Origin of the sequence: Duganella sp. 1224, from assembly GCF_013408245.1 — a bacterium.
GTDB lineage: Bacteria > Pseudomonadota > Gammaproteobacteria > Burkholderiales > Burkholderiaceae_D > Rugamonas.
Window position 1 is genome coordinate 232,046 of sequence record NZ_JACBYS010000002.1, and the last position, 17,652, is coordinate 249,697.

A 17,652-nucleotide genomic window follows, 5' to 3' on the forward strand; every position below is an offset into this window, starting at 1 on the left:
GCCGCATCATGCTCGAACTGACTGGTAAAAAAATCGTCCTCGGCCTGTCCGGCGGCGTGGCCTGCTACAAGGCGGCGGAACTGTGCCGCGCCTTCACCAAGGCCGGCGCCTCGGTGCAGGTGGTGATGACCGAAGCCGCTACCCACTTCATCACCGCCGTCACCATGCAGGCGCTGTCCGGCCGCCCGGTGTACACCGACCAGTGGGACGCGCGCGTCAACAACAACATGGCCCACATCGACGTCACCCGCGACGCCGACGCCATCATCATCGCCCCCTGCTCGACGGACTTCATCCGCAAGCTGGCGCACGGCGCCTGCGACGACCTGCTGTCCACCATGTGCGTGGCCCGTCCGCGCCACGTGCCGCTGCTGATCGCGCCGGCCATGAACGTCGAGATGTGGCAGAACCCCGCCACCCAGCGCAACGTGCAAACGCTGCGCGACGACGGCATCACCCTCTTCGGCCCGGCGGCCGGCGACCAGGCCTGCGGCGAAGTGGGCCTGGGCCGCATGCTGGAGCCGGAGCAGTTGCTGGAAGAAGTCATCGCCGCGTTCCAGCCGAAAGTCCTGGCGGGCAAACGCATCCTGATCACCGCCGGCCCGACCTTCGAGCCGATCGACCCGGTGCGCGGCATCACCAATCTGTCCTCGGGCAAGATGGGCTACGCCGTGGCGCGCGCCGCGCGCGAAGCCGGCGCCGAAGTCACGCTGGTATCCGGCCCGGTGGCGCTGGCCACGCCGTTCGGCGTGCAGCGTATCGACGTGCAGAGCGCGCAGCAGATGTACGACGCGGTGACGAGCCACGTCGACAACCAGCACATCTTCATCGCCGTGGCGGCGGTGGCCGACTGGCGCATCGCCAACGCCAGCGAGCAAAAGCTGAAGAAAAATCCGGACGGCACCGCGCCGGTGTTCAAGTTCGAACAGAACCCCGACATCCTGGCCACCGTGGCCGCGCGCACCAACCTGGCCGGCCACCCATACTGCGTGGGCTTCGCCGCCGAATCGGAAAACCTGGTGCAGTTCGGCGCCGACAAGCGCGAGAAAAAAGGCATCCCGCTGCTGGTCGGGAATATCGGCCACCACACCTTCGGCCAGGACGACAATACCATCATCCTGTTCGACGAAAACGGCCACACCATCCTGCCGCGCGCCGACAAGCTGACGCTGGCGCGCCAACTGATTTCCGAGATCTCCAAGCGGATCTCCCAACACTCCCTGTTTGCTAAATAAATGAAAACCGTTGACGTTAAAATCCTTGACCCGCGCATGAAAGACCAGCTGCCGGCTTACGCCACGCCGGGTTCGGCGGGCCTGGACCTGCGCGCCTGCATCGACGCGCCGATGGTGATCGAGGCCGGCCAGACCGTGCTGATTCCAACCGGCCTGGCGATCCACGTCGCCGATCCGGGCTACGCCGCCATGATCCTGCCGCGCAGCGGCATGGGCCACAAGAACGGCATCGTGCTGGGGAATCTGGTAGGCTTGATCGACTCCGACTACCAGGGCCAGCTGATGATCTCGACCTGGAACCGCGGCCACAGCGCCTTCACGCTGCAGCCGATGGAACGCCTGGCGCAGCTGATCATCGTGCCGGTGCTGCAGGTCGGTTTTAACGTGGTGGACGAATTCGAATCGAGCGAACGTGGCGCCGGCGGTTTCGGCAGCACCGGCAAACACTAAGAACGGAGACGGAGTGCGGATGAACAAGACGAAACCATTTGGCACATTGTCCCTGATAGCAGCAAGCGCGCTGCTATCCGCCTGCTCCACCTTCCAATCCCAACCGGCCGCGCCCGAACCGGCGCCGGCGGTGGTCAGCACCGCCACCGAGGCGCCGCCGGTGGTCACCGCCAAGATGGCCGCCGCGCGCCAGCAACTGAGCCAGATGGTGGCGCTGCAGGATCGCCTGTACCGCGTCGCCGGCCCGCTGCTGATCAATAACGCCGACCTGTGCCGCACGCAGGCGCGCAACCTGCTCGGCTTCACCGCCAAGAACAAATATTCCTACACCGGCGAATTCGTCGACGCCGCGCAGGCGGTGCTGAACTACGGCGACCGCCTCGAAGTGGCCAGCGTGCTGGCCGGCAGCGGCGCCGCCCGTGTCGGCCTGCGCAAGGGTGACGTGCTGGTGGCGGCCGACGGCAAGCTGCTGCCGGTGGGCGCCAACGCGGAAACCGAAGCGGCGGCGGTCCTCGGCCCGCTGGTCAGCGCCAACAAGGTGCTGACGCTGACCATCGCGCGCGGCGGCAGCAACCAGCAACTGCGCGTACCGGTCACGCGTGCCTGCGCCTTCAAGATCGACATCGGCAACGCGGACAACGTCAACGCCTACTCCGACGGCCAGCGCGTGATGATCACGCGCGGCATGGTCAACTTCGCGCAGAGCGACGACGCCATCGCCTACGTGCTGGCCAAGGACATCGCCCACAATGTGCTGGGCCACGCCGCCACCACCAAGCAGGCCTACACGGTCGGCGGCATCATCGACAACCTGGTGGCGGTGCGCCCCGATCTGTCGATGCTGATCGGGACCGCCGGCGTCAAGCCGATGCCGCAGGAACTGGACGCGGCGGCCGACAACCTGTCGCTGTACATGGTGGCGCGCGCCGGCTACAACGTTGAAGGCGCGCGCGCCTTCTGGCAGCGCCTGTCGACGCAATATCCGGCCTCGGTGCTGAACGGTTATACCGCCAACCACCCGGCGGTGAACTACCGCCTGGCCACCATCGACAAGACGGTGGCGGCGATCCGCGCCAAGCAGTCCAACAAGCAGCCGCTGGTTCCCTGACACCGAAAGCATGCCATGAACAAATCCGGCCTGATCGCAATCGTCTTGATAGTGGCGGCCGGCTGGGCGCAGGCGGCGCAGTGGGTCAGGGTAGGCGGCGGCAAAACCGTCACCTACTACATGGACAAGGCCAGCATCATCAAGACCGACAAGACACGCAAGGTCTGGTCGATGCAGAACTACACGCGCATGCAGAAGACGCCCGAGAGCAAGCTGTATCGCTCGGTGAAGATGCTGCAAATCTACGGCTGCGACGACCACACCACCACGCTGCTGGCACAGGTCTACTATCCCGACGCCATGGGCAAGGGCGAGCCGGTGGAGAATTACAAGTTCGAGAAATTCAACCCGGAAGACATCGTCCCCGACAGCGCCTTCGACGCCACGCTGGCGGCGGCCTGCAAGGACTAGGACGGGAAGTTCGGGAACACGGTCGCCATCAGCCAGGTAAGGCCGGCGCACAGCAGCACGGCGACAATCAGTACCACCAGCAAGCGCCCGAATTTGGGGGTAGCGTCATCTTCCTTATGAGGCATAGGCGTCTCCGTTCCCTGCAATCTTTGAAGAGCCGTAGTATATTCCAATCATGGACTCTATCGACCTCGAAGTATTGAAAACCAGCGCCGCGTGGATCGCCGCCGGGCGCCGCTGTGAGCTGATCACCGTCATCAAGACCTGGGGCTCCAGCCCCCGTCCCATCGGCGCCACGCTGGCCATCTGCGAAGATGGCACGGTGGTGGGCTCGGTCTCCGGCGGCTGCATCGAAGATGACCTGATCGCGCGCGTGCGCGACCACGGCATCGTGCGCGAAGTGCCGGAAATCGTCAGCTACGGCATCACCGCCGACGAGGCGCACCGTTTCGGCCTGCCGTGCGGCGGCACGATCGAACTGTCGATCGAACCGCTGTCGCAGCGCAGCCGCATCGACGAACTGCTGCAACGGCTGGAGCGCCATGAACTGGTGCAGCGCCGGCTCGACCTGCGCAGCGGCGAAGTGGAACTGTCCAAGGCCACGCCGGGCGCGCAGATGCAGGTCAGCGAACAAGTGATGGTGACGCTGCACGGACCGCGCTGGCGGTTGCTGATCATCGGCGCCGGGCAGCTGTCGCGCTTCCTGGCGCAGATCGCGCTGGCCATGGACTACAGCGTGATTGTGTGCGACCCGCGCGAAGAATACCGCGCCGGCTGGCACGTGGAAGGTGTACAACTGGTGCACGACATGCCGGACGACGTGGTGCTGGCGATGCAGCTCGACCACCGCAGCGCCGTGGTGGCGCTGACGCACGACCCCAAGCTGGACGACCTGGCGCTGATGGAAGCGCTGAAGTCGGACGCCTTCTACGTCGGCGCGATCGGCTCGCGGCTGAACAACAGCAAGCGCCGCGAGCGGCTGCTGGAATTCGACCTGACGGTGGAGCAGCTGGCGCGGCTGCACGGCCCGATCGGACTCTACATCGGTAGCAAAACCCCATCCGAAATCGCCATCTCCATCCTGGCCGAAATGACCGCGATCAAAAATGGCGTGCCGACGGAGATGATCGTGCCGCACGCCGCCGCGCCAACCAAAGCCGGCGACGCGATCTGCGTGGTGGACAGCGGCGCCGTTTAAACACCCGCACGGCGGCACACCGGGGTCAGACCCCGTACGGGGTCTGACCCCAGCCTCTCCGGGTTCCGCCGCGTCTCACTCACCGTCCGAATTCAAAAGCAAGATTCGGCTGGTTTGCCGCGTGCGCTTGAGCGACAATATCGCGGCCGGGGTACGCCGCCCCGCTCAACCCCACTGGAACCCGCATGAGCACCGCCAACCTGCTACGTCTTATCCTGCTTGCCGCCATCTGGGGCGGCTCCTTCCTCTTCATGCGCATTGCCGCGCCGGTGCTGGGCGCCGCGGTACTGATCGAATACCGGGTGCTGTTTGCCGCCATCTTCCTCGCCGTGGTCGGCGTCTTCTTGAAAAAATCGCTGGACTGGAAAGCACACTGGAAGCACTACCTCATCCTCGGCCTGTTCAACTCCGCCGTCCCCTTTTTGATGTTCGCATTCGCCGCCCGCACGCTGTCGGCCTCCGTGCTGGCCGTGCTCAACGCCACCACCCCGCTGTGGGGCACACTGATCGCAGCCGTCTGGTCACGCACCATGGTCAAAGGCATCGTGCTGATCGGCCTTGGACTGGGCACCTGCGGCGTCGCGCTGCTGGTTGGCTTTGACCACGTCAGCACCCGGCCCGGCGCCGACATCGCGATTGCGGCCGTGCTGTTCGCGTCCTTCAACTACGGCATCGCCAGCAACTACGCCAAACAAGCCAAGGCCGTCGAACCGTTCGCCAACGCGCATGGCTCGATGTGGGCCTCGGCGCTGCTGGTGGCGCCGGTGGTGCCGTTCTTCCCCGCGCCAGGCGAACCGACCATCGGCATCATGAGCGCGGTGGTAGCGCTGGCAGTGCTGTGCAGCGGTGTCGCCTACCTGATCTACTTCCGCCTGATCCAGGACGTCGGCCCCTCATCGGCGCTGACGGTCACCTTCCTGAGCCCACTGTTCGGCATCCTGTGGGGCGTGCTGTTCCTCGGCGAGACGGTCGGCTGGTACACCTTTGCCGGCGCCGCCATCGTCATCACCGGCACCGCGCTGGTGACGGGCTTCCGACCGCGCTTCCTCAAGGCCCGCGCCGCATGAAGCCCTACACGCTGCCGCTGCCGGCCGACTACCGCCTCGACGACGTCCTGGCCTTCCACCGCCGCGACCCCGAAAGCATCGCCGAGGAAGTCAGCGCCGAACGCCTGCGTAAAGGCGTGCTGCTCGACGGCGTACCGGCCGTGCTGGACATCACGCTGCCAAAGACCAGCCGCGCCCTCCACGCCAGCGCCAGCGCCAGCACCGACACCGACACCGACACCGACGCAGCCGCTGGCGCAACCGCCCGCGTCACCGTGTGCGCCGATGCCGCCCTGAGCGCGGCGGGCCGCCAGCAAGCCCGCGACGCCGTGCTGAACATCCTCGGCCTGCGCATCGACCCCGCGCCCTTCTGCGCCTTCGTCAAAAAAGACAAACTATTCGCCGCGCTGGCCAAGCGCCAGCCCGGCCTGCGCATCGTCCAATCGGCCACAGTATTCGAAGCGCTAACCTGGGCCATCATCGGCCAGCAGATCAACCTGTCCTTCGCCATCGCGCTGCGCCGCACCTTCATCCTGCTGGCCGGCCGCCAGCACAGCAGCGGCCTGTGGTGCTACCCGGACGCCGGCAGCGCCGCCGCGCTAACGGTGGCCGACCTCACCAGCCGCAAATTCTCGCGCGCCAAAGCGGAAACCCTGCTGCGCCTGGCCGCGCTGGTCGCCAGCGACGAACTGCGGCTGGAGATCGCCGCCGACAACAGCATCGAACAGATCTCCACATCGCTGCTGGCGGTCAAAGGCATCGGCCCCTGGACCGTCAACTACGGCCTGCTGCGCGGCTACGGCCACGCCGACTGCTCGCTGCATGGCGACGTCGCCGTGCGCGCCGCCCTGCAAACACTGCTCGGCGAAGACACCAGGCCAGACATCCAGCGCACCGAAGAAATCCTCGCCCGCTACAGCCCCCACCGCACCATGGCCGCCGCCCACCTGTGGGCCAGCCTGCACCCGCGCGACTAAATTCCGCTTGCGCCTCACGTAACGTCAGGCTTTACGCTCTCCCCATCAACCACAAGGAGAGCACCATGCAGAAGCCCAGCGCCTGGATCACCGCCACCGCCCGCGCCGCCCACCAACTGTACGACGAGCCGCGCATCCTGAACGACCCGCTGGCCCTGCGCATCCTCGGCCCCGAGCGCGAGGCCGAACTGCGCGCCGACGCCCGGCGCCAGCAGCATCCGCTGGCCGCCGCCATGCGCGCGACGATGGCCGTGCGCGCCCGCCTCGCCGAGGACAGCGCCCAAGGCGCGCACCAATACGTCATCCTCGGCGCGGGCCTGGACACCTACGCTTACCGCACCACGTCCACCGCCGCGGCCATCTTCGAAGCCGACCTGCCGGCCATGCTGCAATGGAAGCGCGACCGCCTGCGCGCCACCGGCATCGCCGAGCCGGCGCACCTGCGCTACGTCGCCACCGACTTCACCGACGGCCGCCTGCTGGACGACCTGCAGCAGCAAGGCTTCGACGCCGCGCAGCCGGCCTGCTTCTCGTGGCTGGGCGTCAGCATGTACCTGCGGCCGGATGAAGTGATGGGCACCTTGCGGGAGATGGCGGATTGCGCGCCCGGCAGCAGCATCGTGTTCGACTACTGCGTGCACCGCCAACACCTGACTGACAACGAACGCGCGGGACTGGACTTCGTCGCCGCATCGCTGGCGGCACAAGGCGAACCGCTGCAAAGCAGCTTCGAGCCACATCTGCTGGAACACATGCTGCGCCACCACGGCTACCGCCAGATCGAACACTTCGGCGCCGACGAACTGCACGCCCGCTATGGCGCGCGCCTGAGCGGCATCTTCCGGCTGATCCGCGCGACGGTTTAAACTATCGCGCATGGAGAACACCGTACTGAAAATCGGCGAACTGGCGACGCGCTCCGGCCTCACCGTGCGTGCGCTGCACCACTACGACGACATCGGCCTGCTGAAGCCCTCGGCGCGGGCCGATTCCGGCTACCGTCTCTACAACCGCGACGACGTCGAACGGCTGCACAAGATCCAGGCACTGCGCAAGTTCGGCATGTCGCTGGCGGACATCGGCACCTTCCTCGCCAGCCCGGACGCGCAGTTCGCCGACATCGTCGCCCAGCAGATTGCCGCGCTGGACCAGCAGATCAAACAGGCCAGCGCACTGCGCGAGCGACTCAGCCTGCTGCAGCGGCAAATGCCAAGCGATGCCGCGCCGGCACTGGAGGACTGGCTCGGCGCGCTGGAGCACATGAAACTGTACGAGCAATACTTTACGCCGGAAGAGCTGCGCCGCCTGCCGTTCTGGCAGCAGAGCGCGCGCCGCAACGCCAACTGGCGCGCAATGGTGAACGAGCTGACGTCGCTGATGGCGCGCGGCGTGTCGCCGGACAGCGAGCAAGCCAGCGCCCTGTCGCAGCGCTGGATGGAAACGCTGGAACACGACACCGCCACCAATCCCGCCTTCGCGCACCGCATGACGCTGATGCTGCAGCAGGAACAATCGGAAGGCCGCCGCTCGCCGGTGACCGAGGAGATGCGCCATTACATCGGCGCCGCCTTCAATGCCCGCAAGATGGCGCTGTATGCGAAGTATCTGGACGAGGACGAGATGCGCTACTTGCGCGCCAACAGCCGCAAGCACACGGACGAGTGGATCCTGCTGTTCATCAAGGTCCACCAGCAGATGGAGCAAGGCGTGGCGCCGGAAGACCCGGCCTCGCAGGCCTTGGCGCAAGAATGGATGCGCCTGTTCCACGCCCGCGCCGGCAGCAACCCGGCGACGCAGGACAAGATCCGCCACGCCCACGAAGTCGAGCCGGAACTGTTGAAAGGCACGTGGGTCAGCCAGGACACCATCGCCTGGATCCGCCAAGCCCTGGCCGCTTGCACGCGCGCTTGATCGGGCATACAGTGTCAGCCCACACCCCGTTCTACGATGGTGTCTTATGGACGATCATCTCAACCACCTCTACGAAACCGACGCCCTGATCTGGACCGAACGCCAGATCGCCCTGCTGCGCGCCGGCCAATTCGACCAGCTGGATGTGGAGAACATCATTTCGGAACTGGGATATCAAGTGCGAAAAGACAAGCGCGAGGTGGCGACCCGCCTGCGTCGGCTCCTGCACCACCTGTTGCAGTATCAATTTCAGCCCACGCGCATCGGCAACAGCTGGCGCCAGACGATCGCCACGCAGCGCCGCCAGATCGACGTCGTGCTGGAGGAGATACCCAGCCTGCGCCGTTTGCTGGACGACTACGCCGCCCGCGCGTATCCCAAGGCCGTCCGCGACGCGGCCCTGGAAACCTACCTGCCAGCCTCAACATTCCCGAACCAGCTGCCTTACACGCTGGATCAAATCCTGGACGAAAACTATTTTCCCGCGCCAAGTAAAAAAGCCGCTGATCCCTGACGGCATCAACGGCTTAGAATTTGGTTGCGGGGACAGGATTTGAACCTGTGACCTTCGGGTTATGAGCCCGACGAGCTGCCAGACTGCTCCACCCCGCGTCTGATAGGCAGTATTATACGGCAGATCGCGCGCTTAGGCAATATTAATCCCCACTTCCTTCACGATAGATCGAATAAATGCTGAGTTCCGGCTGGCGGCGGCATGCCGTAGCGCCGGCAATCGGTGTAAAGTACGCTTAAAACCGACCTGACTCCTTGTTTATGAAATTCTGTTCCGAATGCGCTTCCCCCGTCAGCCTCAGCATCCCGGCCGGCGACAACCGTCCCCGCTATGTCTGCGGCAACTGCGGCACCATCCATTACCAGAATCCGAAAATGGTGCTGGGCTCGATTCCGGTGTGGGAGCGCGACGGCGAGCTGAAGGTGCTGCTGTGCAAGCGCGCCATCGAGCCGCGCTACGGCTACTGGACGCTGCCGGCCGGCTTCATGGAAAACAATGAAACCACCGGCGAGGCCGCCATCCGTGAAACGCAGGAGGAAGCGGGCGCCAATATCAAGCTTGGCAATCTGTTCAGCCTGCTCAACGTGGCGCGCGTCCACCAGGTGCACATGTTCTACCTGGCCGAGCTGCTGGACCTCGACTTCGCGCCCGGCGAGGAAAGCCTGGACGTGCGGCTGTTCACGGAACAGGAGATTCCGTGGAACGACCTGGCCTTCCCGACCATCCGCACCACGCTGGAACTGTTCTTCGCCGACCGCGTCAAGCTCCGCGAGGGCGGCAGCTACGGCGTGCACACGCAAGATATCACGCGCGCCATGCGCGCCGACGACGAGCCAACGTGATCCCCTGGCTGAACACCGACACCCCCTTCCCTGACGTTTCCGAAGCCCTGACGACGGAAGCGCCCGGCCTGCTGGCCGCCGGCGCCGACCTGTCGCCGCAACGCCTGCTGATGGCCTACCGCCAGGGCATCTTTCCGTGGTTCTCGGAGGGGCAGCCTATCCTGTGGTGGAGCACCGATCCGCGCATGGTGCTGCGAACCGACCAGTTCCGCATCAGCGATTCCCTCAAGAAAACGCTGCGCAAGGTCGAACGCAGCCGCCAGGAAGGCGGCCGCTGGCAGGTGCGCTTCGACAGCGCCTTCGAGCAGGTGATGCGCAACTGCGCCGCCCCGCGCCGCGACGGCGGCGGCACCTGGATCTCGGACGACATCATCGCCGGCTACGGCGGCCTGCACCGCCTGGGCCACGCGCACTCGGCCGAGGTCTGGCTCGATGGCGCGCTGGTCGGCGGCGCCTACGGCGTCTGCCTGGGCCGCATGTTTTATGGCGAATCGATGTTCGCGCGCGTCACCGATGCCTCCAAGATCGCGCTGGCCTACCTGGTACGTTTCCTGCGCGCACACGGCGTCGGCATGATCGATTGTCAACAGGAAACCGGCCACCTGGCCTCGCTGGGCGCGTCGCCGATGCCCCGGTCGCAATTCCTGGCGCATCTGCGCAACAATATCGACTTGCCGCAGATCACTGATTGGGAACCCATTGCACCTCTGGGCCCGGACAGTGTTAAGCTAACCATAGACTCCACCACCGCACCGATGGGACGTGCATGACGCACCTGAACGACCTGCCTTTCGCCACGCTGCAGTTTTACACGACGGCACCCTACCCTTGCAGCTACCTCGACGCGCGCCAGGCGCGCTCGCAGGTGGCCACGCCGTCACACCTGATCAACGCGGACGTCTACTCGGAACTGGTGAAGAACGGCTTCCGCCGCAGCGGCATCTTTACTTATCGTCCATATTGCGATGGCTGCCAGGCCTGCATCCCGGTGCGCGTGGTGACCGATGACTTCCGCCCCAACCGCACCCAGCGCCGCGCATGGAGCCGACATGGCGACCTGATCGCCGGCGTCGCCACGCTGTCCTTCTCCGACGAGCATTACGAGCTGTACCTGCGCTACCAGAGCCGCCGTCACGCCGGCGGCGGCATGGACCAGGACAGCCGCGACCAGTACGCGCAGTTCCTGCTGCAAAGCCGGGTCAACACGCGGCTGGTGGAATTCCGCGAACCGGGCGGCACGCTGCGCATGGTCAGCATCATCGACGTGCTGTCGGACGGCCTGTCGTCGGTGTACACCTTCTTCGATCCGGACATCGAGGGCGCGTCCTACGGTACCTTCAACGTGCTGTGGCAGATCGAGCAGGCGCGCGAGCTGAAACTGCCGTACGTCTACCTCGGCTACTGGATCAAGGAAAGCCCGAAAATGTCCTATAAAACCAACTTCAAGCCGCTGGAAGCGCGGATCAAAGGCGTGTGGAGCGTGCTGGACGCCTGATAAAATACGGGCGAATTACAACCAGAGCCGCCCATGTCCAACAAATTCCTGTATTCCCTGGCCCGTCCAATGCTGTTCTCGATGGACGCCGAAGACGCCCACCACTTCACCCTGCCCGCCCTGAAACGCGCCGCCGCGCTCGGCCTGACGAGGCTGGTGTCGCAGCCCAAGGCCGATCCGCGCACCGTCATGGGCATCACCTTCAAGAACCCGGTCGGCCTGGCCGCCGGCCTGGACAAGGACGGCGCCTACATCGACGCGCTGGCCGACCTCGGCTTCGGCTCGATCGAAGTCGGCACCGTGACGCCGCGCGCGCAGCCCGGCAATCCCAAGCCGCGCATGTTCCGCCTGCCGGAAGCGCACGCCATCATCAACCGCATGGGCTTCAACAACGGCGGCGTCGACGCCTTCGTGGCCAATGTGCAGGCCTCGCGCTTCTACCAGAACAAGGAGGGCGCGCTGGGCCTGAACATCGGCAAGAACGCCGCCACGCCGATCGAAAACGCCACCGACGACTACCTGCACTGCCTGGAGAAGGTCTATCCCTACGCCAGCTACGTCACTGTCAACATCTCGTCGCCCAACACCAAGAACCTGCGCCAGTTGCAGGGCGGCTCCGAGCTGGATGGCCTGCTGAGCACGCTGAAGACCGCGCAACTGCGCCTGGCCGACCAGCACAAGCGCTACGTGCCGCTGGCGCTGAAGATCGCGCCGGACATGGACGGCGACCAGGTCAAGAACATCGCCGATGCGCTGCTGCGCCACCAGATCGACGGCGTGATCGCCACCAACACCACCCTCAACCGCGACGCCGTGACCGGCATGCTGCATGGCGCCGAGGCCGGCGGGCTGTCGGGCGCGCCGGTATTCCAGTTCTCCAACACCGTGATCCGCCTGCTCAAGGCCGAGCTGGGCGACGCGCTGCCCATCATCGGCGTCGGCGGCATCATGCAGGGCGCGGACGCGCGCGTGAAGATGGACTGCGGCGCCCAGCTGGTGCAGCTGTACAGCGGCCTGATCTACGCCGGCCCGGCGCTGATCAAGGATTGCGCCGACGCCGTGCGCGGACGCTAAGCCGGCATGGACAAGGTCCGCCTCGGCGCCAGCCATCTGCAGGTGTCGCGCGTCTGCCTCGGCACCATGACCTGGGGCGAGCAGACCACCGAGGCCGACGCCCACAGCCAGCTCGACTACGCGGTCGAGCGCGGCATCAACTTCATCGACACGGCGGAGATGTACCCGTCGCCCTCGCGCGCCGAGACGCAGGGCGCCAGCGAGCGCTATCTGGGCAGCTGGCTGAAGAAAAGCGGCCGGCGCGACCAGGTGGTGATCGCCACCAAGGCCGCCGGGCCGAACGCCACGCTGAACTGGCTGCGCGGCGGCCGCGCCCGCAACCACGACGCCGCCAACCTGAAGGCGGCGGTGGACGCCAGCCTGCAGCGGCTGGGCATCGAGCAGATCGATTTATACCAATTGCACTGGCCGAGCCGGAATGTGCCGGTGTTCGGCAACAACGTATTTTTGCCGAAGAAGGAGCGCGCCAGCGTGCCGGTGGAGGAAACGCTGGCTGCGCTGGACGATCTGCTCAAGGCGGGCAAGATCGGCGCGGTGGGCGTGTCCAACGAATCGAGCTGGGGCGTGAGCGAATTCATCAAGCAATCCGAGATGAAGGGCCTGCCGCGCATCGCCACCATTCAGAACCTGTACAACCTGACGGCGCGACATTTCGAAACCAGCCTGCTGGACGAAACCTGCTACCGCGAGAACGTCAGCCTGCTGGCCTACAGTCCGCTGGCATTCGGCCAGTTGACCGGCAAATACCTCGACGATGCCGCCGCGCATGGCCGGCTGACGCTCTACCCGCCGAGCTGGAGTCCGCGCTACAGCCGGCCGGCGACGGTGGAGGCAGCGCGCCAATATGCACAGCTGGCGCGCGCGCACGGCCTGACGCCGGCGCAACTGGCGCTGGCGTGGTGCTACACGCGCTGGTTCGTGGCCTCGACCATCATCGGCGCCACCAACCTGGCCCAGCTACAAGCCAACATCGACACCTACGGCCTGGCGCTGCCGCCCGACCTGATCAAGCGAGTCGACCAGATCCACGCCACCATCACCAACCCCGGCCAATAACCCTCCGGGGTCAGGTCCTCCATTTCTACACGAGCTGTGCCGTAGGCGTCGCCTACGGCACAGCTCGTGTAGAAATGGAGGACCTGACCCCGGAGTTGGGTGCCGTTACAACATTATTCCAATTTCACATATCTTAATTGCTAACGATTAGTGTGCGCGGCGGGGGGCTGCATATAAGATTTCAGTATTCATGTCACTCATAGAAAGAAAGTCACCATGCTGAATCGCCGCTTCGCTCTCGCCCCGCTGCCCCGCGCCCTGCTGATGGGCGGCCTGATGGTGACCACGCTGCACGTGGAGGCGCAGGACGGCGGCGTGACCGACGGCGAACTGCAGTCGGTGGTGGTCACCGGTACCTATGCCAAGAACCGCCGCACCGTCGATTCGGAATCGCCGATCGACATCATCGGCGCGCGCGAACTGCAGGCCAGCGGCTCGACCGAACTGGCCACCGTGCTGGGCCGCGTGCTGCCGTCGCTGAATTTCCCGCGCCCGTCCGGCGCCGACGCCTCCGACGCCGTCCGTCCGGCCCAGCTGCGCGGCCTGTCGCCGGACCAGGTGCTGGTGCTGGTCAATGGCAAGCGCCGCCATGCCTCGGCGGTGGTCAACGTCAACGGTACCCAGGGCCGCGGCTCGGCACCGGTGGACCTGAACGCGATTCCGCTGTCGGCCATCGACCACATCGAGGTGCTGCGCGATGGCGCCGCCGCCCAGTATGGCTCCGACGCGATCGCCGGCGTCATCAACATCATCCTGAAAAAAGGCGCCAGCGGCGGCGAGGTTGAAGCCGGTTTCGGCGAATACCAGAAGCATGACGGCCAGCAGCGCTCGCTGCGCGCCTCGGCCGGCCTGCCGCTCGGTGAGGACGGCTGGGTACGCCTGGCGGTGGACGCGGCCGACCGTGATCCGACCAACCGCGCCGGCGCCGACTTCCGCAATCCGGCCGAACCGCTGTACGGCAAGGTGACGCAGCGCTTCGGCGATCCGAAAACCAAGCCGGCCGCGCTGTTCCTCAACAGCCAGTACCGCGTCAACGACGATATCGACTGGTACGCCTTCGCCAACTACGGCCAGCGCGACACCTCGGCGGCCGCCACCTGGCGCACCGCCTACAACGGCACCGCGCTGCGTTCGCCGCTGTTCCCGCAGGGCTTCCTGCCGCTGGAGAACAGCCGCTCGACCGACACCTCGCTGGTGACCGGCGTGCGCGGCGAGGCCACCGGCTGGCGCTGGGACCTCAGCCTGAACTACGGCGAGAACGAGTTCAAGCTCAACCTGGACAACACCGTCAACCAGGACCTGGGCGCCAACAGCCCGACCCACTTCTACGCCGGCCGCCTGAAGAATTCCCAGACGCTGGTCAACTTCGACATCGCCAAGGACTTCCCGGTGGACGCCTTCAGCGGCCCGGTCACGCTGGCCCTGGGCACCGAGTACCGCAAGGAGACTTATGAGATCGGCGCCGGCGATGCGGCCTCGTACAGCGGCACCGGCGCCCAGGGCTTCTCCGGCTTCCGTCCGGTCAACGCCGGCAGCAACAGCCGCAACAACAAGTCGGTGTACGCCAACGTCGAGGCGGAAATCACCAAGCAGTTCTCGGCCTCGGGCGCGCTGCGCCACGAGCGCTACAGCGATTTCGGCAACACCACCTCGGCCAAGGGCTCGGCGCGTTATGCGTTCAACGATGCGCTGTCGCTGCGCGCAACGGCCTCGTCGGGCTTCCGCGCGCCGTCGCTGGCGCAGCAGTTCTACACCATCACCACCACCAACTTCTCGGTGGTGAACGGCATCAACACGCCGATTGAAACCGGCACCTTCGCAGTCGGCAGCGCGGCCGCCACGGCGCTGGGCGCGACGCCGTTGAAGGCCGAGAAGGCCCGCAACTACAGCCTCGGCCTGGTGGCGCAGCCGAGCCGCAACTGGACCACCACGGTGGACGCCTACCGCATCAACATCGACGACCGCATCGCGCTGTCGGCCAACATGACCTTGAACCAGACGTTGCGCAACGCGCTGGCCGCGCAAGGCATCCTGGTCGGCGCCGGCCGCTACTTCACCAATGCCATCGACACCCGCACCACCGGCGTGGACGTGCTGAGCACCTACCGCTGGGACACGCGCGCCTACGGCCGTTTCGACTTCACCGGCGCCTACAACCACAACAAGACGGACGTGGAAGGCGTGAAAGCCAATCCGGCCATCCTGACCGCCAACGGCCTGACGCTGATCGACCGCCAGACCGTCAACCGCCTGACCGTGGGATCGCCGAAGGACAAGCTGAGCCTGACCACCGACTGGTCGGTCAACAATTGGGGCCTGCGCGCGGTGGTCACGCGCTACGGCCACTTCACGGTGCCGCAAAACAACGCGGCGCTGGACCAGACGTATGCCCAGCAGTGGACGTTGGATGTGTCGGGCAACGTCCGGCTGGGCAAGAACTGGCGCCTGACGGCCGGCGTGGACAATGCCACCAACCGCTACCCGGACCAGGTGACGTCGGCGGGCAATCTCAACACCAACGGCATCTACCCCTACAGCGGCTGGGCGCCGAACGGCTTCAACGGGCGCTACTACTACGCCAAGGCCAGCTACGCGTGGTAAACACGGGGTAGGCTTGCGCCTTTCGTAGCGTAGTGATTCGGCTCGCTTTCACCCCGCACGGCGGCAGGCCGGGGTCAGACCCCGTACGGGGTCTGACCCCTCCCTCAGGGGTTGACCGCGCGGCTCACGCAACGGCCAGCTGGTTTGACAGCTTGAACACGCTGACCGCCCGCGCCAGCAAGTCCGCCTGGTCACGCATGCTTTGCGCGGCGGCCGCGGCCTGCTCCACCAGCGCGGCATTCTGCTGCGTCACATCATCAATCGACACGATCGCCTGGTTGACCTGCTCGATCCCGTTGCTCTGCTCGCTGCTGGCGGCGCTGATCTGCTGCATGATCTCCGCCACCTGCCGCACCGACTGCACAATGCTCTGCATGGTGCTGCCCGCCTGATTGACCAGCGCCGACCCCGCGTCCACCGTCTGCACCGAACGCCCGATCAACTCCTTGATCTCCTTGGCCGCTGACGCCGAACGCTGCGCCAGCGTCCGCACCTCCGACGCCACCACGGCAAAGCCCCTGCCCTGCTCGCCCGCGCGCGCCGCCTCCACCGCCGCGTTCAACGCCAGGATGTTGGTCTGGAACGCGATCCCGTCGATCACGCTGATGATGTCGACGATCTTGTTGGAACTCTCCTTGATCGCCCCCATGGTCGACACCACCTCGTCCACCACCTGCCCGCCCTTGGTGGCCTGATCGGTGGCGGCCACCACCAGCCGGGTCGCCTGCCGCGCGTGCTCGGCGTTCTGCGACACGGTCGAGGTCAGCTCCTCCATCGACGACGCCGTCTCCTCCAGGCTGGAGGCCTGCTGCTCGGTGCGCGACGACAAATCCATATTGCCGTTGGCGATTTCATTCGACGCCATGGTGATCGTATCCGTGCCCGACCGCACCTGCCCGACCGTGCGCGCCAGTGCCGCGTTCATGTCGATCAGCGCCCGCAGCAGCTGGCCGGTTTCGTCGTTGGAATGCACTTCCATGCGCATGGTCAGGTCGCCGCCGGCCACCGCCTGCGCCAGGCCGACCGCGCGGTTCAACGGTTGCGTAATGCTGCGCGTGATCCCGTACAGCACCCACGCCGCCAGCGCGGCCGCCGCCACGGTCAGCACAATCATGGTGGTGCGCGACGTGGAATAGGACTGCTCCGCCACCGCGCTGGTGTCGTCAATGGCGGCGGTCTGGTACTTGACCATCTCGGTCAGTGCGTTCAGGTAGGCGGTCTGCTCCTTGCGCACCGTGGTCAACAGGTATTTGACCGACTCGTCGCGCCGGCTCTCGTCGGCCGACATCTTCAGGAAGGCGCTCTGCACCACGCTGTATTTTTCACGCGCTTCCAGCACGGCCTGCAGCCTGGCCTTGCTTTGCGGATCCTCATCGTCGGCGATCAGCGCGCCCAGCTTGCCCAGCCGCTCGGCGTTCTCCACGCGGCGCTTCTCGACCCGCTCCAGCTCGGCCTTGACCACCGCCGGGTCGGTCGACAGCATGGCGTTGCGCATGGCGCGCGCCACGTCGTTGAGACCGCCTATCGTTTCGTAAGCCAGGATCACCTTGGGTACCTTGTCGGTCGCCAGGTCCCGCGTGTTGTTGTTGAGCTTGGCCAGGCTGCCGATGCCCTCGATGGCGATGCCGATCATGAAGACGATGGCCAGACCCAGTCCGGCCGCCAGGCGGTAGCCGATTTTCCAATTACCGAACCCCATGAGGCGCTCCCCGCAAGTTGGTGGCAGGAATTCAG

At 65.8% G+C, this 17,652-nt stretch carries 18 protein-coding genes and 1 tRNA gene; 16 read left to right on the forward strand and 3 right to left on the reverse strand.

The genetic code is table 11. The features are described 5' to 3' along the window. Positions 1-8 precede the first annotated feature (8 nt). The 4 genes from coaBC to FHW58_RS13105 are packed head-to-tail and all read left to right on the forward strand — an operon-like array spanning position 9 to position 3,204. Positions 9-1,235, forward strand: a complete 1,227-nt coding sequence (gene coaBC, locus FHW58_RS13090) for a bifunctional phosphopantothenoylcysteine decarboxylase/phosphopantothenate--cysteine ligase CoaBC (RefSeq protein ID WP_179673589.1) — start codon at positions 9-11, stop codon at positions 1,233-1,235. Beyond that, positions 1,236-1,685: a dUTP diphosphatase gene (gene dut / locus FHW58_RS13095; RefSeq protein ID WP_179673590.1), complete on the forward strand. Its 450-nt coding sequence runs from the start codon at positions 1,236-1,238 to the stop codon at positions 1,683-1,685. Between the two features lie 19 nt (positions 1,686-1,704). Beyond that, positions 1,705-2,793, forward strand: coding sequence for a M48 family metallopeptidase (locus FHW58_RS13100; protein WP_179673591.1), 1,089 nt, complete (start codon positions 1,705-1,707; stop codon positions 2,791-2,793). Positions 2,794-2,808: 15 nt separating this feature from the next. Then, on the forward strand, positions 2,809-3,204 hold the full coding sequence (locus FHW58_RS13105) for a surface-adhesin E family protein (RefSeq protein ID WP_179673592.1): 396 nt from the start codon (positions 2,809-2,811) through the stop codon (positions 3,202-3,204). On the opposite strand, the gene FHW58_RS27710 is transcribed toward FHW58_RS13105, so the two are convergent. Beyond that, the gene (locus FHW58_RS27710) at positions 3,201-3,329 is read right to left on the reverse strand and encodes a hypothetical protein (protein ID WP_255484658.1); all 129 of its coding nucleotides are present in this window, start codon (positions 3,327-3,329) and stop codon (positions 3,201-3,203) included. The two genes, FHW58_RS13105 and FHW58_RS27710, sit on opposite strands and share 4 nt — an antisense overlap. A 50-nt stretch (positions 3,330-3,379) precedes the next feature. Here FHW58_RS27710 and FHW58_RS13110 point away from each other — a divergent pair, with 50 nt between their 5' ends. The 6 genes from FHW58_RS13110 (at position 3,380) to FHW58_RS13135 (ending at position 8,850) form a co-directional block, all read left to right on the forward strand. Continuing rightward, the gene (locus FHW58_RS13110) at positions 3,380-4,402 is read left to right on the forward strand and encodes an XdhC family protein (protein WP_179673593.1); all 1,023 of its coding nucleotides are present in this window, start codon (positions 3,380-3,382) and stop codon (positions 4,400-4,402) included. Positions 4,403-4,587: 185 nt separating this feature from the next. Further along, the gene (locus FHW58_RS13115; RefSeq protein ID WP_179673594.1) at positions 4,588-5,469 is read left to right on the forward strand and encodes a DMT family transporter; all 882 of its coding nucleotides are present in this window, start codon (positions 4,588-4,590) and stop codon (positions 5,467-5,469) included. Beyond that, a complete protein-coding gene (locus FHW58_RS13120) occupies positions 5,466-6,425 on the forward strand; it encodes a DNA-3-methyladenine glycosylase 2 (RefSeq protein WP_179673595.1) in 960 nt (319 codons plus the stop codon). Before FHW58_RS13115 ends, FHW58_RS13120 begins: the two co-directional genes overlap by 4 nt. A gap of 65 nt (positions 6,426-6,490) precedes the next feature. Next, positions 6,491-7,291 (forward strand): class I SAM-dependent methyltransferase, encoded by an 801-nt coding sequence (locus FHW58_RS13125; RefSeq protein ID WP_179673596.1) that lies wholly within the window; start codon positions 6,491-6,493, stop codon positions 7,289-7,291. 10 nt (positions 7,292-7,301) lie between these two features. Then, positions 7,302-8,336 (forward strand): MerR family transcriptional regulator, encoded by a 1,035-nt coding sequence (locus FHW58_RS13130; protein WP_179673597.1) that lies wholly within the window; start codon positions 7,302-7,304, stop codon positions 8,334-8,336. A 46-nt stretch (positions 8,337-8,382) separates the two neighbouring features. After that, positions 8,383-8,850 carry a DUF29 domain-containing protein gene (locus tag FHW58_RS13135; RefSeq protein ID WP_179673598.1) on the forward strand — a complete coding sequence of 156 codons (468 nt, stop codon included), beginning with the start codon at positions 8,383-8,385 and terminating at the stop codon, positions 8,848-8,850. A gap of 21 nt (positions 8,851-8,871) precedes the next feature. Here the strand turns inward: FHW58_RS13135 and FHW58_RS13140 are convergent. Continuing rightward, positions 8,872-8,948, reverse strand: a tRNA-Met gene (locus FHW58_RS13140). 162 nt (positions 8,949-9,110) lie between these two features. Between FHW58_RS13140 and FHW58_RS13145 the strand changes: the two genes are divergently transcribed. The 6 genes from FHW58_RS13145 (at position 9,111) to FHW58_RS13170 (ending at position 15,918) form a co-directional block, all read left to right on the forward strand. Continuing rightward, positions 9,111-9,692, forward strand: coding sequence for an NUDIX hydrolase (locus FHW58_RS13145; protein ID WP_179673599.1), 582 nt, complete (start codon positions 9,111-9,113; stop codon positions 9,690-9,692). Then, positions 9,689-10,462 carry a leucyl/phenylalanyl-tRNA--protein transferase gene (gene aat / locus FHW58_RS13150; protein WP_179673600.1) on the forward strand — a complete coding sequence of 258 codons (774 nt, stop codon included), beginning with the start codon at positions 9,689-9,691 and terminating at the stop codon, positions 10,460-10,462. Before FHW58_RS13145 ends, aat begins: the two co-directional genes overlap by 4 nt. Continuing rightward, on the forward strand, positions 10,459-11,187 hold the full coding sequence (locus tag FHW58_RS13155) for an arginyltransferase (protein ID WP_179673601.1): 729 nt from the start codon (positions 10,459-10,461) through the stop codon (positions 11,185-11,187). The genes aat and FHW58_RS13155 overlap by 4 nt, the downstream gene beginning before the upstream one ends. 33 nt (positions 11,188-11,220) lie before the next feature. Beyond that, positions 11,221-12,261 carry a quinone-dependent dihydroorotate dehydrogenase gene (locus FHW58_RS13160; RefSeq protein ID WP_179673602.1) on the forward strand — a complete coding sequence of 347 codons (1,041 nt, stop codon included), beginning with the start codon at positions 11,221-11,223 and terminating at the stop codon, positions 12,259-12,261. Positions 12,262-12,267: 6 nt separating this feature from the next. After that, positions 12,268-13,317: an aldo/keto reductase gene (locus FHW58_RS13165; RefSeq protein ID WP_179673603.1), complete on the forward strand. Its 1,050-nt coding sequence runs from the start codon at positions 12,268-12,270 to the stop codon at positions 13,315-13,317. 216 nt (positions 13,318-13,533) lie between these two features. Then, positions 13,534-15,918, forward strand: a complete 2,385-nt coding sequence (locus FHW58_RS13170) for a TonB-dependent siderophore receptor (protein WP_179673604.1) — start codon at positions 13,534-13,536, stop codon at positions 15,916-15,918. Positions 15,919-16,042: 124 nt separating this feature from the next. On the opposite strand, the gene FHW58_RS13175 is transcribed toward FHW58_RS13170, so the two are convergent. After that, positions 16,043-17,617 carry a methyl-accepting chemotaxis protein gene (locus FHW58_RS13175; protein ID WP_179673605.1) on the reverse strand — a complete coding sequence of 525 codons (1,575 nt, stop codon included), beginning with the start codon at positions 17,615-17,617 and terminating at the stop codon, positions 16,043-16,045. Positions 17,618-17,652: the final 35 nt, after the last annotated feature.